Below are 19,070 nucleotides of genomic sequence, written 5' to 3'. Positions count from 1 at the left end.
AGAGGCGGGCTCAACCGGCATTTTTATGGCGGTTTCTTTTCCGACCCCGAAGGGCTGCGTCCCTTGCCAGTGCCGCAGAGGACGACACTGCCGGGGCCTGAACGGACGGACAGGCTGTTCCCCCTGCGAGGGGTCTCAGCCCTTCGCCTTCATGCGCCAGAGCTGAAAGCCTTCCGTGGAGATCGCCTGCTCAATGGCGCGGCGGGAGAACTTGTGCGGAGGAGCCTCACGGGAACTGAGGGTACCGGTCAGCCCCCAGGGGCCGTATTTGGCCGGAAGCTTGCTACCGGATTCATCGCCTGCGAAAGCGTGCAGATCTTCCTTGGCTTGAGAGGTGAACATGAAGAGGCGCATGAGAATGACTTTCGTGAAGAGCACGGGCACTTGAGAGCAGGAAATAGGGCTCCGGCCCCGAAAGTCACCCGATCGGGCCCTCAAAAGGAAAACGGGCCCTCAAGCCCGCTTCTTGATTCTCATAAGCTTGAAGAACCCGGCAGGAAAGAGCGGTCTCAACTCGACCACCTCCATGAACCCGGTGCTACGGGCCCAGCTCTCGACCCGGGCCGCCTTGAAGGAGGAACTCCAGCCGATGGCCTTGGCAAGCGGAGCCGCCATCTCCTCGAGAGCGGCAATGGCTCCCGACGGCTGCCCCCAGTGGTTCGCGAGAACGATCTCCCCGCCCGGCTTCAGGACACGGGCGAATTCGGCGAGCGCAACCTCGGGCTCCGGCACGAGGGTGATGATGAACTGGGCCGTGACCGCGTCGAAGGTCTGATCGGGATATCCGAGACGGGTCACGTCCATGACCTGCAGGCTCTTCACGTGGGACAGGCCGCGTTTCTCCACCTTGTCCTGCGCCCGGCGCAGCATGTCCTCGGAGAGATCGACCCCGTAGACCTCGGCATGCTTGGGATAGTAGCCGAGAGACAGCCCGGTGCCGACCCCGGCCTCCAGCACTTTGGGACCGCAGGCTACCGCTGCGTTCACGGCGGCGCGAGCGGCCGGCTCCGTCAGCTTGTCGTAGACAAGGTCATAGATCGGTGCCCAACGCGCATAGGCTTTGCGCATCAGAGCCGTGGTCGCTCCATCCGTCATGCAGGTTCCTTTAGAGACGCCTCAGGCCGCAGCGGGAGCGGCTTCGGCAGCGGTGCGGGCGATGGTTCCTCCGCCAAGCACCCGTGCCCGCGGAGCATCGCTCTCATAAATGACACAAGCTTGACCGGGAGACACCCCATCTTCCGCCGATAACAGCTCGACAGTAATCCCGGTTCCTGTTGACCGGAGGATTGCTGGGCGCGGCTCACGGGTGGAGCGAACGCGCACGGCCACTTCCAGCCCCTGCTCTCCCAGAGAATCCAGCGGCACGTCGCCGAGCCAGTTCACGTCCGCGATCCGGATGAGACGCGTGGCGAGCGCCTCGCGAGGTCCTACCACCACCCGGGCCTCGGCAGCGTCGAGACGCACCACATAAAGCGGCTCTCCTACGGAGAGGCCCAGGCCCTTCCGCTGACCGACGGTGTAGTGGATGATGCCCTCGTGCCGGCCGAGCACGCGCCCGTCCACGTGGACGATCTCCCCTCCGTGCACGGCGCCGGGCTTCAGACGCTCGATGACGTCGCTGTAGCGCCCCTGCGTGACGAAGCAGATATCCTGGCTGTCGGCCTTCTCGGCCACCGTGAGCCCGAACTGGCGGGCAAGGTCACGGGTCTTTTCCTTGGGGAGTTCCCCTAAGGGAAATCTCAGAAGGTCGAGCTGCTCCGCCGTCGTGGCGTAAAGGAAGTAGCTCTGATCCCGATCCGGATCGGCGGCCCGGTGAAGGGCGCGACGCCCGTCGGGCAGGCGGCGGCTTGCCACGTAATGGCCCGTGGCCAGCACGTCGGCTCCGAGTTCCCTGGCCGTTTCCAGGAGATCCCGGAACTTGATGGAACGATTGCACTCGACGCAGGGGATCGGCGTCTCGCCTGCCAGATAGCTCTGGGTGAACCGGTCGATCACGGCCGCGCGGAAGCGTTCCTCATAATCGAGAACGTAGTGGGGGATGCCGATGGCCTCCGCCACCCGGCGGGCATCGTAGATGTCCTGCCCGGCGCAGCAGGCGCCCTTCCGGTGCGCGGCTTCGCCATGGTCGTAAAGCTGAAGCGTGATGCCGATGACGTCATAGCCCTGCTGCTTGAGCAAGGCCGCCACGACGGATGAATCCACGCCGCCCGACATCGCAACCACGACGCGGGTCTCGGCGGGAGCCTTGGGAAGATCGAGTGAATTGAGCATCATTCCATCCAGAGGCGCCGTTCAAGGCGGCGCACGGGAGGGGTCAAAGCTCTTCTATAGCGATGGCCGGTGAATTCTTAAAGAGAAACGTGCCGCAATAAGTCTGTGTTAACGTTTATGGCTAAGCTTAGGCTCACTCGTAACCGCTTGGACGGGCTTAGGAAAACATTAAGCCCCACCCTCTAGGTTCGAGCTTGTCTAAGGTCGTTGAATTTTTGTGTGAGCGTATCATGACCGAACCCCACCGCCCAAGGGTCAAATATGTCATTGGGCCCGACGGCAGTCCCCTGACGATTGCCGACCTGCCACCCTCCAGCACCCGCCGCTGGGTCATCCGCCGCAAGGCCGAAGTCGTCGCCGCCGTCCGTGGCGGCCTGCTGAGCCTGGAAGAAGCCTGCCAGCGCTATACGCTGACCACCGAGGAATTTCTGAGCTGGCAAATGTCCATCGATCAGCATGGCCTCGCCGGCCTCCGGACGACCCGCATTCAACAATATCGGCAGTGAGCCTATCGGTACGACAGCAAATGAGAACGAGGCGCTGCTTTCATCGAGCGGCGCCCTTTTCGTTCCGGATGCCTCGTCAACCGGCGGGAAGCTGCGCTGTTAAGATATTCCTAACCATAGCTTGGGCATAAATCCTTGCCCTTCACTTGGATAGGTACGAATCGTGCGCAGCGCCCAGGACATGACGGAAAAGCAGCCCCTCGCCCCTTCGAATGCAGCCGTTTTGCCCTCGTCCGTCGCCGACCAGACCGCGGAAGCGCTCCGACGCATTCTGGTGGGACACACCATCGCCGATGTGGAACGCCGCCTGATCCTGGATACGCTGGCCCATTGCCTGGGCAACAGAACCCATGCAGCCCGCATCCTCGGCATCTCAATCCGCACGCTGCGCAACAAGCTGAACGAGTACATGGAAGCCGGCATTCCCGTGCCGGAGCCGGGCCAAAAGCCTCCGCTCGCCGCTTGAGGCCCGAGCTCTGGAGCGTGCCTCCGCCCCACAGCCCGGCTCTAGGGACGGGCGTCATCCGTGAACCCCGCCCCGCGCCCATCGCCGGTCCCGCCCTCTCCTTCCCCGGACGATCCTACCGATCGGTGCCGGAGAGCGGCGGCGGCGGGACGGAACTGCTGTCGGTCGCTCCCCGTGTGCGCCAGGCCTGTGCCAGCCGGGCCCGCTCGAAGAGGAGCACCACCACGAGCGACATTGCGAACGGGATCAGGAGATAGAACAGTCGGAAGATGATGAGCGCCGCGAGCACATCCGCCTTGGGGATATCCGGCATCGCAGTCAGGAACACGAGTTCAAACACGCCGAGCCCTCCGGGCGCGTGACTCACCAGAGCCGCCGAGAACGAGGCGAGGAACACCGCGAGCACGACCATGAAGCTCGGTTCGAGATGTGCCGGGAGCACGAAGTAGATGATGCCGGCGGCGCCCAGCAACTCGAGCGGAGCGGCGATCAGCTGACGCACCATGATGGCGGGGCGCGGGTATTCCAGCTTGGCCTTGCGGATGACCAACGGGGGCAGATGGAGAATGGAGCCCACCACGTAGAGCGCGACGAAGCCGAGAAACAGCAGCCCGACCCCCCGGGCCGTCGCCGGATTTGTGATCACGGAAGGCAGCAGGTCTTCCAGACGATGCAGGAGCGTCGGATTGACGGTGAGCGCCACGCCACCGAGGAGGATGGTTCCGAGACCAAAGGTGAAGGAGCACAGCGCCACCAGAACGGCAATCTGCGGCGCACTCAGGCCCTTGGACGTGTAGGCCCGATAGCGCACGACCGCGCCGGAAAACACCGAAGCGCCGATATTGTGGGACAAAGCATAGGTGGTGAAGGAGGTAATGGAAACGAAGAGCCAGGAGATGTGGCGCACGCCAAGATGAAGAAGCGCTATACGATCATACCAGGCCAGGGCGGCATACGCGACGAGGGTCGACAGGCCTGCCAGCGCGTAACGTTGAGCGGGCACTGCCGTCAGGCTGTCCCAGACATCGTCGAGGGACATGCCACGGAGTTCGCGATAAAGAAGCCCGATGGATATGACGACCGCGGCAAGCCCGATGACTGGCCAGATGAACTCACGCACTTTCTTCATCGAGACGGTCGTGCTCCTTTATTTCCTCTTCTGTGCCCTATAATCCGTTCGAACCGCAAGAGGAAACGCCCTGGGAAGGATGGACATAACGTCCGGTCCGGCGGTCATGTTGCCGGATCGCCGGATCTTCCCTGCTCGCCATTGCTCTTCGACGGAACCCGTGACAGAGCGGTGCTCCGGCGACCGGATGCAAGGGTACCCCATGACGACACCCCAGACATTACTGAACCTCGACGGCTATACGGATCTGCCGTCCCGGAAAATCGCGGCCATCGTGACCTATCTCGAGATGCGCTCCCCTCCCCCTGCTCTACGTGAGCAGGCTCAGGAGGGTTGGTCTCTCCAGTCTCTCAGCTCGGATGCCGACCGGTACAGAACGCTATATCGCCGGATCGGCGAGCCCTGGCTCTGGTTCAGCCGCCTGGCGATGTCCGATGAGGAGCTTTCCGGTATTCTCGGCGATCCGAAAGTCGAAGCCTATGCCCTGCGCGACGGCCAGAACGACATCGGACTCTTGGAACTCGATTTCCGGTCCGAAAGGGAAGCCGAATTGGTCTTCCTTGGCCTCGTGCCCGGAGCCGTCGGAAAGGGAACCGGACGCTTCCTCGTGAACGAGGCCATCCGCCGGGCCTTCGCACATCCGATTGATCGCTTCTTCGTTCACACTTGCAGCCTCGATCACCCGGCTGCACTCGCCTTCTATATGCGCGCAGGATTTATGCCCTATCGGCGCGCCATCGAGGTCGCGGATGATCCACGACTCCAGGGCCACCTTCCGCGCGATTGCGCGCCTCATGTGCCTGTGCTCGACTAACCGAACAAGGAAAAGGACGTGTCGCGGACCGACACGTCCTCTTCGATCCGTGCAGATGTAACAGATCAGGCGGTTGCACGCATGGCGCGTGCCTGGCCCATCTGGCTGATGGCAGGATCCACAGTCCGCTCGCTGCCGCGCTCCCGATCCTCAAGGCTTTCGGCTCTCTTCAATTCCTCGAAAGCCTCACCGAGTTCGGCCTTGGCATCATCGAGCTGATTGTGCAGGTTCTGAGCCGACATGCGAAGGTTGTCCCGCCGCTGGGCCGCGGCGCGAGCATAGGTCGGATAGGCGAAATGGTTCGGATCGGTGATCCCGGCCTTCTGCTCCTCCGCTGAGATCTCCCGATCGAGGTCAGCCGCCATGCGGTCGAACTCGGCGATCATCATCTCGATCTGCGCCACCCTCCGACGTTTCTCGTCGACTTGAAAGCGCTTGAGGCGGATGAGCGTATCCCGCGACTTCATTTTGATTCAACTCCACACGTCGCTGTTTCACGTGCCTGCCGGATCGCTCAGTTATCCGTGAGGCATGAGACATCATCGTGCATGGAAGTTGACTCTTCCTTACCGCAGAGGATGAAAAAGCCTGCAGGGACAGATCCCTAACACGCCGCCCCCGGCACCGGACCGGCGCGAGGCTTGCGCCAGGCTTGCATCAACCTTTCGTTTACCCATTTCGTTAACACTGCTCCAGTACGTCTAAAGTTTCGGAAGAGCGACAGGCACATGCAAGCGAAATCCTTCGTTTGCAACAGTTTCGGACGGAGCGGTGGAGTTCCCTATGGTTATCGCGAATCCACAGGCTGAGCACTTTGAGCGACAGATTGGCGAGGCCATGTCGTTAAGCGCTTGCATGCAGGAATCAGGGTTTGTTAACCATTCCGAACTAGCATTACGAATCAGTGCAAAAGGGCATCCGCTGCAGGCCCGGTGGCGGATGGGTAGCGGCAAGCGACCCGCAAGCTCCAGGGCGTGGGCTGGGGAATAGACATGCGCGTACTTCTCATCGAAGACGACAGCGCGACAGCGCAAAGCATCGAGCTGATGCTGAAGTCCGAGAACTTCAATATCTATACGACGGATCTCGGCGAAGAGGGCATCGACCTCGGCAAGTTATACGACTACGACATCATCCTTCTCGACCTGAACCTTCCCGACATGTCGGGCTACGAGGTGCTGCGCACGCTACGCGTCGCGAAGGTGAAGACGCCGATCCTGATCCTCTCCGGCATGGCCGGCATCGAAGACAAGGTGAAGGGCCTCGGTTTTGGCGCCGACGACTACCTGACGAAACCGTTCCACAAGGACGAGATGGTCGCCCGCATTCACGCCATCGTGCGGCGATCGAAGGGCCATGCGCAATCGGTCATCACAACGGGTGACCTCGTCGTGAATCTCGACACCAAGACGGTCGAGGTCGGCGGCGCTCGCGTGCATCTGACCGGCAAGGAATATCAGATGCTGGAACTGCTCTCCCTGCGCAAGGGAACGACCCTCACCAAGGAGATGTTCCTGAACCATCTCTATGGCGGCATGGACGAGCCGGAACTGAAAATCATCGACGTGTTCATCTGCAAGCTGCGCAAGAAACTTGCCAATGCCTCGCAGGGCAAGAACTACATCGAGACCGTTTGGGGGCGAGGATACGTGCTGCGCGAGCCCAACGAGTCGGACGAGCGCATCGCGATCTAAGCGAGGCATCAGGCAAAACAAAATATGCCCGGTCATTGACCGGGCTTTTTATTTGGCCGGTCACCTCGCGAAGCGAGAGGACTCAATGTGCATGCCGGTTGCTTGCGCGCAGATCCTTGTGAGATGGCTCGCCGCCCGCCATGCGGGCTCATCGCCTCCCGCACGAAGAGAAGTCTCGCCGAGGCGATGCAATCGACGCCGACAGCCCTGAACGGAACTGCAGGCGCATTGCTCACCCCGGACAAACCTGCGGCGGAAGCACGAGAACAGGGCGGACGCGCTACTCGTCCGGAGTATCCCGTCCGAAACGGTGCCTCAGATCGTCGTCGACGTGATCGTCACTTCATCACCGTCGATGCGGAAGGCAATGCTCATATTGGATGCACGCGCCACCATGCCGGCGTAGTAGATCTGAATGCCGTGGGCATCTACCGTACCGGATTCCGAATGGCCGGCGAGCAGATCCTGCGAATGGGCGGGGATGCGCGCGTTGAGGCCCTTGGCCTTGATCGTGAACTCGCAGTGCTCCGCATCGCCCGCCACCGTCACCGCGATCGAGCCGCCGCGAGGAATGGCCGTGATGGCGATCATGACCAGGTTGAGGAGGAGCTTGACGCGGTTCTTCGGGAACAGGAGACGCGGCGATGACCAAGCGAAGGTGATCTTGTCGTCGAGGAAGAGACCGCGCGCCACCTGCTCGGCATCGCCGAGATCGATGGACGCTCCGGCTGAGCCTGCGGCACCGAAGGCGAGGCGGGCGAACTGAAGTCGGGCGGAGGCCTGCCGGGCACTCTTCTGGATCAGGTCGAGCGCGAATTCCCGCATGGAGGTGTCACTGTCGTCCTCCAGGACCTCGAGTCCGTTGACGATCGCGCCCACCGGCGAAATCACGTCATGGCAGACGCGCGAGCAAAGGAGAGCCGCGAGGTCGAGCGAATCAAGAGAGATGGTGGCCATAAGGGCTCCGGAACACCGTAAGTTCAGGGCTGGATTCATGAAATTCTGGATCTCAGGTTTCACGAATACAGCCCAACAGGAAAGAGAACATGAACCGGATACCCGGCTACGAGTTCTTTGGAAAGCAGCTAAAAGAGATCGACAGGTCTTTCGAGAACAGGCACAAACCCATCATGCTCCCTGATGCTTCCCATCCTGATGAAATCGCCCTGAGGCTTGCCCCCATAGCCGTGGAAGCCGCCCAACTTCTGAGAAGCATGGAAAATGCCCTAATCGAAAGGCGCATCAAGGACGACGGAAGCCCCACCACGGCAGCCGATCTGGCTGCGGAACGGCTGATCCTTAGACGACTCGACGAAGCGTGGCCCGGGGTTCCGGTAGTGGCCGAGGAAACGGCCAGCACCACCCATACGGACGAATTCTTCTTTCTGGTCGATCCTCTCGACGGTACACGCGACTTCATTCACGGCACGGGAGAGTACAGCGTCAACATTGCCCTGATCCGGGGGAACCGCCCCCTGGCCGCCGCAGTCGCGGCTCCGGCCATGGGATCCGTCTGGATCGCGGGCACGACGGCCCGGAGGAGCACCATGCTCGGGGAAGGCAGCCACTTCGATTGGCATGACATCAAGGTCCGGAGCGCTCCCGCAGAGGGGCTCGTGGCCCTCGTGAGCCGCCGGCATGGAGATGTCGCTACGGAAGCCTGCCTTTCAATCCTGTCGATCGGAACAAGGCGCATGACCTCCTCCGCTCTCAAATTCTGCCTCATCGCCTCCGGAGAGGCCGATGTCTATGTGCGCTGCGGAGCGACCATGGAATGGGACACGGCGGCTGGGGATCACATTCTCTGCTGCGCCGGCGGCAGCGTCGTCGGTCCCGGCAGCGTCCCCCTGACCTACGGCCATGAGGACCGCGGCTACCGGAATGGCCCGTTCGCCGCCCTGGGCGATGCTTCCCTCTCCTCCAAGCTGGACCTGCCGACAGCGGCCGCCTGAGGCCCTCCCGGCACTGCCCTGCGGCACCCAGACGCCGCCTGTACAGAGATTGTTAGGGTTGATGCTCGTAGAATCGGGGCTCGATAGAAGCCGTCCGGCTTGAGGAGGCCGGATCGTCCCCTGTCTCATACCAGGAGATAGCCCATGCGCTCCCGACTTTCATTGGCTGCAGCGGCTGCCTTGGCAGCCCTTGTCGGTGCCCTCCCCGTTCAGGCCTCGGCCCAAACCATGCAGCATGCCTATGCGGGCAGTCCGGGCAGCCCGAATGCCTTCAATTCGAATGAACTGGTCGAGTCGGGCCACCAGTTCTTCGGCACCGCATCCCGGGGTCTGGCATCGGCTCTCGAAGAGGCTGTGCGCCGCTGGGGCGAGCCCAACGGGTACATCCTCGGGCAGGAGGCCTCCGGCGCTATCATCGGCGGCCTGCGCTACGGCGAAGGCAAGCTGTACACCCGCAACGCTGGCGAGCGCAGGATATTCTGGCAGGGTCCCTCGGTCGGTTTCGACTTCGGCGGAGAAGGTGCCCGGACCATGATGCTCGTCTACAACATGCCCTTCACCGATGCCCTCTACAAGCGCTTCGTGGGCCTCGACGGCTCGGCCTATTTCATCGGCGGCTTCGGCGTGACTGCCCTGGCAGCGGACGAAATGGTCGTGGTCCCGATCCGCACGGGCGTGGGGGCGAGGCTCGGCGTCAATATGGGCTACCTGAAGTTCACGCCTGAACCGACCTGGAACCCCTTTTAAAGGCGTTCCGCACCCCGGGACCGGCCTCCGACCGGTGGAAACGGCTTGAAGATGCACTACAACCGGCAGGCTGGAGTCTGATCGCTCTGGAAAGCTGCGCAGGCACAAGGCAAGGTGCTCGAGCGTTACCGGTCAGGTCTCTTTCTGGTTCCTTGGAGTTGGCGTCCGCGTGGTTGAAACCATCATGATCTTCGCGCTGGGGTTTGTGTCTGCAACCCTCATCGCGCTCCTCATCATTCCGGCCATCAATGCCCGTGCGGAGCGCCTTGCCCGCCGGAGGGCAGAGGCATTGTTTCCCATGTCCATCTCCGAACTCACGGCGGAGAAGGATCATCTGCGCGCCGAGTTTGCAGTGCTGCAGCGGAAGATCGAGCGCAAGGCCGAGGAAGCCCTCGCCGCCAAGCACCAGAGCATGGAGGAGCTGGGCCGCCGGGCGGTGCGGATCGAGGCTCTGGAAAGCACCCTGTCCGAACGCGACGAGATAATCGCGCAACTGGAGGTTTCCCTGGCGGAGACGCAGACCAAGCTGGCCGCGGTCGAGGACGAGCTCGGACAGACCAGGACCTTTCTCTCGGGCACCCGGGAAACCCTTGCGGCTCTCGAGAATGCCCATCGCGCGACCCTGGACGAGTTGTCCAATACCCGCATGGAACTGGACCTCACCCAGAGCGAGCGCACGAAGCTCAGGGCGGAACTCCTTCACACTCAGGAAAAGCTCGCCCGGCTCGAGTCGGAATATGCCGATACGGATCAGCGCCTGACGGCGGCCCTTACCGAGATCGACGCCAAACGCATCGCGATCTCGGACCTCGAAACCCGCCTGATGACGCAGACCGCGCGCGGCAACGATTTCGAGCGAGCCCTGAACGAGCGCCACTCCGAACTTTCCGACGAGCGGAAACGCCTCGCCGACTTGGCCCGCGATCTTGCCGCCGAGCAGGAGCGCGGCCTGATCCTGGAGCAGCGCATCCGCGAGATCGAGGCCGAGCGCGACGAGGCGCAGAACCGCCTGGCCTCACAGGAGAGCTTCGGCAAAGGCGATGAGGAGTTGCGGCGTCAGATCACCGAAGTCGCCGCCAAAGTGCTGAAGGACAATGGCAATGCGGTGCCGCGCAACAACGGCAATGCCCGCAACGGCAAACGGCGCAACAGGTCGGCGGGCAAGCAAAAGCAGTCCGCTCCCGCCGCATCTTGAGCACCCGCGCTATTTAGGATCGACCTGCTGATTGCCGCCGGGACTGCCGGGAGGCGGAATGACCGGTGTCGTCCCCGGATTTGGCACGGGAGCCGGCACCGTGATGTCGGGCGTACCTGTTTCAGGCGGCCGGATGACGCCATCCGATTGTTCCAGTTTATCGCTCAACGTGGAGCCGGTGGATGACGGATCCTGCGGCGACAATGACCCATCTGGCTCGACCTTTTCAGGCGGCATTTGCTGCAGCGGCGGCATGTTGGGCGCCTGCTGGTTCAAGACGTCGGGATTCTGCGCCATCGCAGCCGTAACGCTGCCTGCGAGGGCGAGGGATAGAACCAGAATTCGCTTCATGGATCGCTCCTTTCGAAAGGCAACGAGCGATCCCCGAGGCAGTTCCGCTTCGCTTATTCGGCGGCCATGCGCGGCGCTGTCGCCATCCGGATATAGATGTCGCGCAGCTTCTTCGTGATGGGGCCAGGTTTTCCGTTGCCGATGGCACGGCCATCGATCGAGACGATCGGGACGACGAACATGGAGGCGCTCGTCAGGAAGGCCTCGGCGGCATCATAGGCCTCGTCGACCGTGAACAGGCGCTCCTCGAGCTCGATGCCCGCATCCTTCGACAGAGCCAGAAGCGCCTTTCGCGTGATTCCCGGCAGAATGGCATTGGACAGCGGGCGCACCACGACGCGACCTTCCCGCGTGATGATGAACCCGCTTGAGGATCCGCCTTCCGTCACGAACCCGTCCTCCACCATCCACGCCTCCTGCGCGCCAGCCTCCCTGGCCGCCTGCTTGGCGAGAACCTGAGCGAGAAGATTGAGCGATTTGATGTCACGGCGCTTCCAGCGCAGGTCCGGGACGGTCACGACGGCAATGCCCGTCCGGGCGGCGGGCGCGTCCAGGATGGCCTTCACCTGGGTAAACATGGCAACGGTGGGAACAGCGTTCTCGGGGAACATGAAATCCCGCTCGGCCACGCCCCGAGTGACCTGGAAATAAACGAATCCCTCGGTCACGCCGTTGCGGCGGACGAGCTCCTCCTCAAGATGGGTCCATTCCGCCCGTGTGTAAGGGTTCGGAATGCGGACTTCGCGCAGGGAGCGCTCCAGGCGCTCGAGATGCGCATCGTTGTCGACGAGACGTCCCTCCAGAACGCCGACGCCTTCATAGACCCCATCCCCGAACATGAACCCTCGATCCATGAAGGGCACCTTGGCCTCTTCGATGGGCAGGAATGAGCCGTTCAGGAACACGATCCGGGACATAATTACCTCGAAGGATGGATTTCTCGAGCACATCGGTCGATGGGCACCTCTGCAGGCTGACCTACATGACTGCACATCGCGACAGCTCAGCCATAGGTACTCCCATGATGAAAGTGACGCCACTCCTCTTTTCGGCAACCCTTGCGGCGCTCGCTCTTCCCTCAGGGGCCTCCGCTTCGCAGGCGGCATTGAGATGGTTCGCAAGCCAGGGCTATGTCGGGCCCGAGGGCACACGCATCGTAGCCTGTCACGGTTATGGCTGCTCGCGGCGCCAAGTGCTTACCGTGGATGGGGCCTGGCTCAGCCGGGCAAGTGCATTCCTGAAGGCGGGCAGGACCTCGCCTGAGGCCGAAAGAGGGGCTCTCGCTCGGGTGGTGAGCACCTATACGACCTATCTCACCACCGTGATCGGCGGAAGGCCCGACATTCCGGGCTCGCCCGCTCAGATGTCGGGGGTGCACGGTCAGATGGATTGCCTGGACGAAACGGCCAACACGACGAGCCTGCTCCTCGTGCTCCAGGAGCGCGGTCTGCTGACCCATCACAAGGTCGAGCAGCCGGAGTCGCGCGGGTTTTTTCTGGATGGGCGCTATCCGCATTTCTCCGCAGTCATCATGGAGAAAACGAGCGGGCGGGAATGGGCCGTTGATCCGTGGAGGAAGGCGCCTGGTCAGCGGCCTGAAATCCTGCCGCTCGTCAAATGGCGGCAGGATTCCTGATCAAGGAGCTTAAGAGCTTACTTCAGGTGCTGGGCGAGGTGCTTGTTCATCTCGAACATGGTCACCTTCGGCTTGCCGAAGATCGGCTGCAGCTTATCATCGGCGAGGATCTCGCGCTTGTTCTCGGGATTCTGCAGATTGTTCTTCTTGATGTAGTCCCACATCTTGCTCACCACCTCGCCGCGGGGCAGCGGGTTCGAGCCGACGATGGCGGCCAGCTCCTTGGACGGCTGCAGGGGCTTTTGAAGAGCATTGGGCTTGGAACCTGCGGCCGGCTTGGCAGCAGCCTTCTTCGCTCCGGCTTTTCCGTCTGTCGTCTTGGTCGGCATGTATTCCTCCGGGAGTAGAGTGGGAAAGCTCGCCGGCGGCCGTTTGTCTCGGCGCCGCGAGCCCATTGGCCTTCCCTGGGTCGGAAAGTCTGGAGACTGTTTCAAGATCCCAGTCCCCGATGGAAGGACAATTCGGCCAGAGCTTATGTCTGCTCTGCGCCTTCAGCAAGATAGAGTTCAGGAATTTAGGCTGTTTTCGGAAAAGGAAGGATTATTGCCGTCTCCTGGGGGCGGAAATGTCCTTTTCCGGGCAGGGAGTAGCGCTTGGACCGCTCGCTCGCCGAATGGACATGGGAAACGATGGTTTCGTTCGGACAGGGCTTCGCCAGAAAGGCAGCCCCCTGAGGCAGATCACCCTCGGCCGGCCATCGACGCCCGGACATGATCAGGATTTCCGCTTCCGGGCAGGATTCGTGAACCTTGTGAGCCAATTCGAACCCATTGCAGCCGTTCGGCATATCCACATCAGTGAGCAGAACGTTGATCTCGAGACCCGCATCCAGCAGGACAAGAGCCTCCGTGGCGTTGGCGGCCTCGACCACCTTGAACCCGGAATCCTCGAGAAGGTCTGCGACGAAAAGACGAACGAGGGGCTCGTCTTCAACCAAAAGGATAGTGGATTGAGGCTCAGGCATCGGGCACTCGACGGACCGCACAATTTGCGTGAACGCCCAAACCGGCATTTTGTTCCAGCCCGCAGCGCACCGGAAGAGCTTTTCAACGGGCTCTTATCCGGTCAGGATAGCGGATCTTTCCACATGGCGGGCCAAGCCCTCGGAGGCGATGTTCTTCAGCTTCGCCTCCACCTCGAAATCCGTCCATGCAAGGTGGCGCGCCACGAGATCATTGATCGCGGAATTCCACATCAGGTCCGAGTGACCGCGCAGCTCCCTCGGCCTGATCCCGGCCTGAACGAGCATCCGGTAGTCCGGCAGAGTGAAGATGTCATGGCCCGAGAGCAGATCCTCTCTGGATACGCTGATATGGCTCAAGGGGCGCACGCCCCGCCAGGATTTGATGATCGTCTCGATCCTGGGATCGTCCGGCTCCACGTATTCGCCTTCGCTCTTGATCCAGTGATGATGAAGATCAAGCACGAGCGGCACCACGTCCGCCACGGGCAAGAGATCGTCGAGGCCGAAACTGACCTCGTCGTTCTCGATTGTGATCAGATTCCTCGCGGTCTCGGACAGCCGCTTCAATCCCTCGCGGATCCCCTCGGCTCCCACGGCCTTCGCGCCGCCGTGAATGTTGATATGCGCGCCGTACGGATGCCAGCCATCGCCGTATCCCATATAGCGCATCACATCCGCATGATACTCGAATTCGGCCACGCCGTTGGCGACGGCGGACGAGCTGGCGGAAGCGATGACGCAGAACTGGCCAGGATGCATGCTCAGACGCACGCCATGTTCGCGCGCGAGATGACCGGCCGCAGCGAGCTTGCTTTCGATGAGTTCCCGCAGATCATGATCCTGGTAGTACTGCTGACAGCTAGAATGCGTGTAGCCGGGCAGGAGATCGCTGGAGAGGCGATGGAGACGTTCGAGTTTCGGTCGGCTCGCCACATGCACAATCTGGCGAGTGACCGCATCGAGGTTGTGAGCGACAACGGAAGCGATCTTGTCATACGCAGCCTTGGGGTCGAGGCGCCCGAGATAGGCCAATGTGACCGTACTCATATTCATCGGGCGAGCAGCCTCTGCCTTGCCATCCATGGGCACAAACTTGCAGCAAAAGCCTAGTCGCGGGTCGGACATACGTGACGGAATCCTCGTTCGGCAGGTTCCTATCTCACGCTCCCATCATGATAAGGAACGGAAAGAAGGCTCCCCGAGAGAGTCCAGAATAGCGCTCTCTTCGAAAGGCTTCGGAATGAACGCCGCCTGCCGAAGCGATGGCGGAAGATCGCCCGGCCGAGAGGCCGATACGAAGGCAAACGGAATGTCCCGCTCGGCCAGTGCGGTCGCGATGCCGAAGCTCTTCCCGCCCACCACATCCACATCGAGGAGCGCATAGTCGAAGTCGTCCTCGAGATGCTCGTAGGTTTCAGCAAGGGAGTCGAAAACCCCTATGACCACATGCCCCTCGTCCTCCACGATCGTCTGAAGGTCCGATGCAATGAAAGGATCGTCTTCCAGAATGAGAATACGCACACTACGACTCCGCTCCAAATCCGCCTGACCGTTTCAAAACCTATCTTTTCAGATTAAACGCAACCGTATTCCAACCCTTATGGGAACGGGCTGGCGAAAGCAGAGTTCCAGCGTCGCCGAGAACTCGCCGGCTTTCGAAAAGTATGGTTAAATTCTGAAGATCGGCCCTTGAAATGGGGCCCGCACGCCACCATCTTAGCATCATCCTGGTGGCGCATTGCCTGCCAGATACGGTCACGATGCCGAGATGATGACGCCGGATGTACGCGCATGATCTCGCCGTGGCCGTTGCTTTTTTCCGATGCGCTCATGTCTTGAAGAAAACATTGAAAAGAAAAGCGCCGGCGTGACGCCGGCGCTTTTCTTCCTCGATGGTTTTCCGTCAGTGACGGTTCACGTCGCGGCGATCCGACCCGAACTCGCTTTCGTGGCGGCTGAACTGTGCCTCGTCGCCGCTGAAGGTTTCCTCCACATATTCGCGCCCGCGATTGGCGGCGTCGCGCGCATAGCGAAGCCCCTGGTTGCGGACCTCATCGGCCCATTCGCCGAAAACCTCGTTCTCGCGTCGGGTGCGCGGCAGAAGGGCGCCGAGAAGGAGACCGGCTGCGAGGCCGACGAGGCCTACCACCATAGGGTTCTCGGAGACGTAGTCCTGCATTCCGCTACGGACATTGCCGAAGGCTCTACCTGAACGTCCTCTCATGTGATGGACGCGGCGGCGCTGCCCCTCGTAGGCGCCTGATGCCCATTCGGAGGCTTGTTCATAGGTGTCACGCGCCCATTCGGATGCTCCTTCGTACGCATCCTCGGCGCGGCTGCGCATGTCGCCAGCCATCTGTTGAGCCTTGTTGGCCGTCGACCCGCCTTGTTCCTGCGCGTGCTGCTGCGAGGATTGGGACTGGGAGCCGCTCTTGGAGCTCTCGCTGCCCTGACCGCTGCCCGTGGCATGGGAAGCGTGCCCGGCAGGCGCGGCACTCTGCGCGCCCTTCTTGTCGTCATGCGCATGGGGCATCGGAGCCTCGCCGATGTTACCGACCGACGTGCCGGCCGAAACCTTGCCGGCTCCGGTTTCGTTCTGCTTGTCGGCTGGCGACTTGCCGCCTTCGTTCTTCGTATTGGCCATGGGAAGCTCCTGTTCCGTTCCTCAAATGCGGGAGTTCATTCTGCGGCGGTCGAACATGCCGTCAGCCTGCTCCAACGGAGCGGCTCCCGAGCCGTAGAGACGCAGATCGTCCGGCGCTCCCGAGAGATCCTGCTCCGCAATGAAATCCTCGTCCGCGGCGATCAGCCGGGCCGGACGGCGTCGCGTCGGGCGTCCTAAGCGGTAGGCGAGAAGACCGAGGCCCGCAACGATGAGCATGACGGGTACCGGGTTGTTCCGCACCGTTTCGAGAACCCTGTCGTAAAGGGGGCCGTACTGACTCGCACGAGCCGTGCCCAGCATGTCGTCGACGACTCCCGAGACAGTCATCTTGTTCTGGAGTTGGTCGATGGTGCGATCGAGCTGCGCTCGACTCTGCTCGATGTCCTTCTCCAGGTCCTGAAGGCTCTGTGTCATCCTGCACCTCTTTCCGAGAGAACTTCCGCATCACGCCTGAGCGAGCGCATGGTCCGCTGCGGCGTGAGCGCCGAAGTCGACATGGCGTGGCGCCCGTAAAGTCCGAGCCCGATCGCAATGAGCGCCAGCCCGCCGCCCACGATTAGAGCCGCCAAAGCCTCGGAGTTGACGATTGTCGCGAGCCACTCCACGAGCGACTCCGTCAGGAGCATGACCGCAGCAATCGCAAAGATGGCCGCAACCACCACAAGAGCTAATCCGATGAAGAGGGTTCGGAGATTCTGGGAAATCTCCGTGCGAAACAGCGTGAACTCCTTCTGCGCGAGATCAGTCGACTCGCGCAGGGCCTCACCGACGAGGCCCTGAATGGTCTGGTTGTTATTGCCCTGCATGGCGCTCTCCGTCACGCACTCGTTCTGGCACGCGAGCGCTGGGGCCGATTGCGGCCGGCCTGCGCGGCACCCGGCCCCATGCGCTCCCGACGCAGATCCTCGGCCGTGCTCTTGAGGAAGCGCGCCGCCAGGAACCCGACGGCCACCGATACGGCAGCCACCGTTGCCGGACGTCGGCGGACGACGTCCTCGAAATCATTGAAGATATCCGCAAAGCTGCGGTCGCGGATCGAATCCGCGAGGTGCTCCAAACCATCGGCCGCGCTATCGACAACGGCGCGAATGTTCGGCCGCTCGTCGAAAGAGCGTGTGGACTCGCGCAGGGACGTCGCAAAATCCGCGACCGACTGCGCAATATCATCCTTCCGGCGATCGGCGTAATCGGTTGCCTGCTCGCGCGCCGAATCGATGAAGTAACGGCCACGCTCGACGGCTGCGTCGGCCATGTTGCCGACGTCACCCTTGAGCGCATCCCAATCGTCGCTGCCGGTATCCGGTTGCCTGTTTCCGTTCTGCTGTCCCACGCCCATGGTCAACCTCTCTCAATCGTGGTGGAGTAACCATTAGAAGCGCGGCAGGTTCCGAAGAGCGCAAGGCGATGCTCTCGAGCCGTCAGACCCGCTTACAGCGAGCCCCTAACGCAACGAGGCAAGCCAATCGACCAGATCGACTACCTTCCTCCGAAGCTCGTTATCCCGCAGCCGCAGGAAACCACGGATGAGGCGGTCGCTGTCCGGATTTGCCAGAAACTCGCCCATGACGCTGTCGCCCGTAAGCGCACTTCCGGAAAATCCAGGCGCGTCCTCGAAGAAGAACTCGATGCTCACATCCAGGATACCGGCAATTTGAAGGAGGCGGCTTGCTCCGATGCGATTGGCGCCTTTTTCATACTTCTGGATCTGCTGAAAGGTGAGTCCCAATGACTCCGCCAGCTTTTCCTGGCTCAGTCCCAGGAGGATCCGTCTGGCTCGCACCCGGCTTCCGATATGCCTGTCGATAGGGCTGGGTGACTTCTGATGCATCGCCGCTCCTATGGCCATGGTCGGATTTGAACCTTTATACCCCTTTTAAAACCCATGGTAGCAGACTTATAATATACACCTGTTGATAGAAGCACCTCAGGAGGCACAGGTGTCTCGCCCGAGTTTCGATCACGCGACCGAAGCCTTCGACTTCATCGACAGGCTGGAGAACCTGCCATCCCCTCAAGAAGTCATGAAAGAAACGGCAAATTCTTTTTCGCTGTTCGGCTTCGAGAACTTCATCATCACAGGCATACCGAATCCGAAAGAACGCTTCGAACAGGCCGTTCTTCTGAAAAAATGGCCAGCAGGCTGGTTCGAAACCTATGCGAGAGAGGATTACGTTCGGGTCGATCCCGTCATTCGCCTCTGCCGAAATACGGTGCAACCTTTCGAGTGGTCTGAGGCACCTTACGACCGGGAAAGGGAACCTCGCGCGGCCGAGGTCATGGACCGGGCGACCGACTTCAGAATGAAGGACGGATTCTGTCTGCCGATCCACGGCATCAATGGATACGAAGCCTGCTTCTCCATGAGCGGTGTCGATCTAGACCTTTCCTCCCGGACGAAACCCGCTCTTCATCTCATGGCCATGTATGCCTTCGAGCGAACCCGACAGCTTCTGAACCCCCTGCCCTGTCGCGGTGCCGACCTGCTGACCCCGCGGGAACGGGAGGCTCTCATGTGGGCGGCAGCCGGCAAATCGGCCGCCGATACGGGGGACATCCTTGGGATCACGGAAAGAACGGTGACGGCGCATATTGCCAGCGCCTGCCAGAAGCTCGATGCCACCAACAAGACGCAAGCCGTCGCCCGGGCCATGCAATACAAGCTCATCCGGATCTGATGTCG

25 protein-coding genes and 1 pseudogene are annotated in these 19,070 nt (G+C 61.5%); 9 read left to right on the top strand and 17 right to left on the bottom strand.

What is annotated here, in order from left to right; genetic code table 11:
• Nucleotides 1-135: 135 nt before the first annotated feature.
• From GR328_RS09655 to mnmA, 3 genes are all read right to left on the bottom strand, one after another.
• A complete protein-coding gene (locus GR328_RS09655; protein ID WP_343039340.1) occupies nucleotides 136-378 on the bottom strand; it encodes a hypothetical protein in 243 nt (80 codons plus the stop codon).
• A 75-nt stretch (nucleotides 379-453) separates the two neighbouring features.
• The gene (locus tag GR328_RS09650; protein ID WP_160884301.1) at nucleotides 454-1,095 is read right to left on the bottom strand and encodes a class I SAM-dependent methyltransferase; all 642 of its coding nucleotides are present in this window, start codon (nucleotides 1,093-1,095) and stop codon (nucleotides 454-456) included.
• Nucleotides 1,096-1,116: 21 nt separating this feature from the next.
• A complete protein-coding gene (gene mnmA, locus GR328_RS09645; protein WP_160884300.1) occupies nucleotides 1,117-2,271 on the bottom strand; it encodes a tRNA 2-thiouridine(34) synthase MnmA in 1,155 nt (384 codons plus the stop codon).
• A gap of 230 nt (nucleotides 2,272-2,501) precedes the next feature.
• Here mnmA and sciP point away from each other — a divergent pair, with 230 nt between their 5' ends.
• Both sciP and GR328_RS09635 read left to right on the top strand, forming a co-directional pair.
• Nucleotides 2,502-2,777 carry a CtrA inhibitor SciP gene (sciP, locus tag GR328_RS09640; protein ID WP_009763782.1) on the top strand — a complete coding sequence of 92 codons (276 nt, stop codon included), beginning with the start codon at nucleotides 2,502-2,504 and terminating at the stop codon, nucleotides 2,775-2,777.
• A 238-nt stretch (nucleotides 2,778-3,015) separates the two neighbouring features.
• Nucleotides 3,016-3,243 (top strand): annotated as a pseudogene (locus tag GR328_RS09635) (helix-turn-helix domain-containing protein); the annotation flags it as partial.
• 115 nt (nucleotides 3,244-3,358) lie between these two features.
• Here GR328_RS09635 and GR328_RS09630 read toward each other — a convergent pair.
• A complete protein-coding gene (locus GR328_RS09630; protein WP_160884299.1) occupies nucleotides 3,359-4,372 on the bottom strand; it encodes a lysylphosphatidylglycerol synthase domain-containing protein in 1,014 nt (337 codons plus the stop codon).
• Nucleotides 4,373-4,574: 202 nt separating this feature from the next.
• Between GR328_RS09630 and GR328_RS09625 the strand changes: the two genes are divergently transcribed.
• The gene (locus GR328_RS09625; RefSeq protein WP_205789867.1) at nucleotides 4,575-5,186 is read left to right on the top strand and encodes a GNAT family N-acetyltransferase; all 612 of its coding nucleotides are present in this window, start codon (nucleotides 4,575-4,577) and stop codon (nucleotides 5,184-5,186) included.
• A 65-nt stretch (nucleotides 5,187-5,251) separates the two neighbouring features.
• On the opposite strand, the gene fliJ is transcribed toward GR328_RS09625, so the two are convergent.
• A complete protein-coding gene (gene fliJ, locus GR328_RS09620; protein WP_160884298.1) occupies nucleotides 5,252-5,653 on the bottom strand; it encodes a flagellar export protein FliJ in 402 nt (133 codons plus the stop codon).
• 525 nt (nucleotides 5,654-6,178) lie between these two features.
• Here fliJ and ctrA point away from each other — a divergent pair.
• A complete protein-coding gene (gene ctrA, locus GR328_RS09615; RefSeq protein WP_160884297.1) occupies nucleotides 6,179-6,880 on the top strand; it encodes a response regulator transcription factor CtrA in 702 nt (233 codons plus the stop codon).
• A gap of 315 nt (nucleotides 6,881-7,195) precedes the next feature.
• Here ctrA and chpT read toward each other — a convergent pair whose 3' ends face one another.
• Nucleotides 7,196-7,837, bottom strand: a complete 642-nt coding sequence (chpT, locus tag GR328_RS09610; protein ID WP_160884296.1) for a histidine phosphotransferase ChpT — start codon at nucleotides 7,835-7,837, stop codon at nucleotides 7,196-7,198.
• 89 nt (nucleotides 7,838-7,926) lie between these two features.
• Between chpT and GR328_RS09605 the strand changes: the two genes are divergently transcribed.
• The 3 genes from GR328_RS09605 to GR328_RS09595 all read left to right on the top strand — a co-directional run bounded on the left by GR328_RS09605 (nucleotide 7,927) and on the right by GR328_RS09595 (nucleotide 10,774).
• On the top strand, nucleotides 7,927-8,832 hold the full coding sequence (locus tag GR328_RS09605) for a 3'(2'),5'-bisphosphate nucleotidase CysQ family protein (protein ID WP_246215774.1): 906 nt from the start codon (nucleotides 7,927-7,929) through the stop codon (nucleotides 8,830-8,832).
• Nucleotides 8,833-8,976: 144 nt separating this feature from the next.
• The gene (locus GR328_RS09600) at nucleotides 8,977-9,579 is read left to right on the top strand and encodes a DUF1134 domain-containing protein (RefSeq protein WP_160884295.1); all 603 of its coding nucleotides are present in this window, start codon (nucleotides 8,977-8,979) and stop codon (nucleotides 9,577-9,579) included.
• A gap of 169 nt (nucleotides 9,580-9,748) precedes the next feature.
• On the top strand, nucleotides 9,749-10,774 hold the full coding sequence (locus tag GR328_RS09595; RefSeq protein WP_160884294.1) for a coiled-coil domain-containing protein: 1,026 nt from the start codon (nucleotides 9,749-9,751) through the stop codon (nucleotides 10,772-10,774).
• A 9-nt stretch (nucleotides 10,775-10,783) separates the two neighbouring features.
• On the opposite strand, the gene GR328_RS09590 is transcribed toward GR328_RS09595, so the two are convergent.
• Nucleotides 10,784-11,125, bottom strand: a complete 342-nt coding sequence (locus GR328_RS09590) for a hypothetical protein (protein ID WP_160884293.1) — start codon at nucleotides 11,123-11,125, stop codon at nucleotides 10,784-10,786.
• Nucleotides 11,126-11,178: 53 nt separating this feature from the next.
• On the bottom strand, nucleotides 11,179-12,042 hold the full coding sequence (locus GR328_RS09585; protein WP_160884292.1) for a D-amino-acid transaminase: 864 nt from the start codon (nucleotides 12,040-12,042) through the stop codon (nucleotides 11,179-11,181).
• A gap of 104 nt (nucleotides 12,043-12,146) precedes the next feature.
• Between GR328_RS09585 and GR328_RS09580 the strand changes: the two genes are divergently transcribed.
• Complete coding sequence (locus GR328_RS09580; RefSeq protein WP_160884291.1) at nucleotides 12,147-12,761, top strand: hypothetical protein; 615 nt, start codon at nucleotides 12,147-12,149, stop codon at nucleotides 12,759-12,761.
• A gap of 17 nt (nucleotides 12,762-12,778) precedes the next feature.
• On the opposite strand, the gene GR328_RS09575 is transcribed toward GR328_RS09580, so the two are convergent.
• From GR328_RS09575 to GR328_RS09535, 9 genes are all read right to left on the bottom strand, one after another.
• Nucleotides 12,779-13,090: an SWIB/MDM2 domain-containing protein gene (locus GR328_RS09575; protein ID WP_160884290.1), complete on the bottom strand. Its 312-nt coding sequence runs from the start codon at nucleotides 13,088-13,090 to the stop codon at nucleotides 12,779-12,781.
• Between the two features lie 185 nt (nucleotides 13,091-13,275).
• Nucleotides 13,276-13,725, bottom strand: a complete 450-nt coding sequence (locus GR328_RS09570) for a response regulator (RefSeq protein WP_160884289.1) — start codon at nucleotides 13,723-13,725, stop codon at nucleotides 13,276-13,278.
• 93 nt (nucleotides 13,726-13,818) lie between these two features.
• Complete coding sequence (locus GR328_RS09565; protein ID WP_160884288.1) at nucleotides 13,819-14,850, bottom strand: UV damage endonuclease UvsE; 1,032 nt, start codon at nucleotides 14,848-14,850, stop codon at nucleotides 13,819-13,821.
• A 45-nt stretch (nucleotides 14,851-14,895) separates the two neighbouring features.
• Nucleotides 14,896-15,246 (bottom strand): response regulator, encoded by a 351-nt coding sequence (locus GR328_RS09560; protein WP_160884287.1) that lies wholly within the window; start codon nucleotides 15,244-15,246, stop codon nucleotides 14,896-14,898.
• 382 nt (nucleotides 15,247-15,628) lie between these two features.
• Nucleotides 15,629-16,369, bottom strand: a complete 741-nt coding sequence (locus GR328_RS09555) for a hypothetical protein (protein WP_160884286.1) — start codon at nucleotides 16,367-16,369, stop codon at nucleotides 15,629-15,631.
• A 21-nt stretch (nucleotides 16,370-16,390) separates the two neighbouring features.
• Complete coding sequence (locus tag GR328_RS09550) at nucleotides 16,391-16,804, bottom strand: DUF3618 domain-containing protein (RefSeq protein WP_160884285.1); 414 nt, start codon at nucleotides 16,802-16,804, stop codon at nucleotides 16,391-16,393.
• Nucleotides 16,801-17,196 (bottom strand): phage holin family protein, encoded by a 396-nt coding sequence (locus tag GR328_RS09545; protein ID WP_160884284.1) that lies wholly within the window; start codon nucleotides 17,194-17,196, stop codon nucleotides 16,801-16,803. Before GR328_RS09545 ends, GR328_RS09550 begins: the two co-directional genes overlap by 4 nt.
• Nucleotides 17,197-17,207: 11 nt before the next feature.
• Nucleotides 17,208-17,726, bottom strand: coding sequence for a hypothetical protein (locus tag GR328_RS09540; RefSeq protein WP_205789865.1), 519 nt, complete (start codon nucleotides 17,724-17,726; stop codon nucleotides 17,208-17,210).
• 105 nt (nucleotides 17,727-17,831) lie between these two features.
• A complete protein-coding gene (locus GR328_RS09535; protein WP_160884283.1) occupies nucleotides 17,832-18,218 on the bottom strand; it encodes a helix-turn-helix domain-containing protein in 387 nt (128 codons plus the stop codon).
• A 109-nt stretch (nucleotides 18,219-18,327) separates the two neighbouring features.
• Between GR328_RS09535 and GR328_RS09530 the strand changes: the two genes are divergently transcribed.
• Nucleotides 18,328-19,065: a LuxR family transcriptional regulator gene (locus GR328_RS09530; RefSeq protein ID WP_343039338.1), complete on the top strand. Its 738-nt coding sequence runs from the start codon at nucleotides 18,328-18,330 to the stop codon at nucleotides 19,063-19,065.
• Nucleotides 19,066-19,070: the final 5 nt, after the last annotated feature.

This window comes from Microvirga makkahensis, from assembly GCF_009830105.1.
Lineage (GTDB): Bacteria > Pseudomonadota > Alphaproteobacteria > Rhizobiales > Beijerinckiaceae > Microvirga > Microvirga makkahensis.
This window is presented reverse-complemented; position numbering and strand designations above follow the sequence as displayed.

Coding starts and splice junctions, on each gene's coding strand:
- GR328_RS09570 (WP_160884289.1), bottom strand. CDS start 13,725: ATGCCTGAGCCTCAATCCACTATCCTTTTGGTTGAAGACGAGCCCCTC.
- GR328_RS09580 (WP_160884291.1), top strand. CDS start 12,147: ATGATGAAAGTGACGCCACTCCTCTTTTCGGCAACCCTTGCGGCGCTC.
- sciP (WP_009763782.1), top strand. CDS start 2,502: ATGACCGAACCCCACCGCCCAAGGGTCAAATATGTCATTGGGCCCGAC.
- GR328_RS09650 (WP_160884301.1), bottom strand. CDS start 1,095: ATGACGGATGGAGCGACCACGGCTCTGATGCGCAAAGCCTATGCGCGT.
- GR328_RS09555 (WP_160884286.1), bottom strand. CDS start 16,369: ATGGCCAATACGAAGAACGAAGGCGGCAAGTCGCCAGCCGACAAGCAG.
- GR328_RS09565 (WP_160884288.1), bottom strand. CDS start 14,850: ATGTCCGACCCGCGACTAGGCTTTTGCTGCAAGTTTGTGCCCATGGAT.
- GR328_RS09605 (WP_246215774.1), top strand. CDS start 7,927: ATGAACCGGATACCCGGCTACGAGTTCTTTGGAAAGCAGCTAAAAGAG.
- GR328_RS09590 (WP_160884293.1), bottom strand. CDS start 11,125: ATGAAGCGAATTCTGGTTCTATCCCTCGCCCTCGCAGGCAGCGTTACG.
- GR328_RS09625 (WP_205789867.1), top strand. CDS start 4,575: ATGACGACACCCCAGACATTACTGAACCTCGACGGCTATACGGATCTG.
- GR328_RS09585 (WP_160884292.1), bottom strand. CDS start 12,042: ATGTCCCGGATCGTGTTCCTGAACGGCTCATTCCTGCCCATCGAAGAG.
- fliJ (WP_160884298.1), bottom strand. CDS start 5,653: ATGAAGTCGCGGGATACGCTCATCCGCCTCAAGCGCTTTCAAGTCGAC.
- GR328_RS09545 (WP_160884284.1), bottom strand. CDS start 17,196: ATGCAGGGCAATAACAACCAGACCATTCAGGGCCTCGTCGGTGAGGCC.
- GR328_RS09550 (WP_160884285.1), bottom strand. CDS start 16,804: ATGACACAGAGCCTTCAGGACCTGGAGAAGGACATCGAGCAGAGTCGA.
- GR328_RS09630 (WP_160884299.1), bottom strand. CDS start 4,372: ATGAAGAAAGTGCGTGAGTTCATCTGGCCAGTCATCGGGCTTGCCGCG.
- GR328_RS09535 (WP_160884283.1), bottom strand. CDS start 18,218: ATGCATCAGAAGTCACCCAGCCCTATCGACAGGCATATCGGAAGCCGG.
- GR328_RS09575 (WP_160884290.1), bottom strand. CDS start 13,090: ATGCCGACCAAGACGACAGACGGAAAAGCCGGAGCGAAGAAGGCTGCT.
- mnmA (WP_160884300.1), bottom strand. CDS start 2,271: ATGCTCAATTCACTCGATCTTCCCAAGGCTCCCGCCGAGACCCGCGTC.
- ctrA (WP_160884297.1), top strand. CDS start 6,179: ATGCGCGTACTTCTCATCGAAGACGACAGCGCGACAGCGCAAAGCATC.
- GR328_RS09540 (WP_205789865.1), bottom strand. CDS start 17,726: ATGGGCGTGGGACAGCAGAACGGAAACAGGCAACCGGATACCGGCAGC.
- GR328_RS09600 (WP_160884295.1), top strand. CDS start 8,977: ATGCGCTCCCGACTTTCATTGGCTGCAGCGGCTGCCTTGGCAGCCCTT.
- chpT (WP_160884296.1), bottom strand. CDS start 7,837: ATGGCCACCATCTCTCTTGATTCGCTCGACCTCGCGGCTCTCCTTTGC.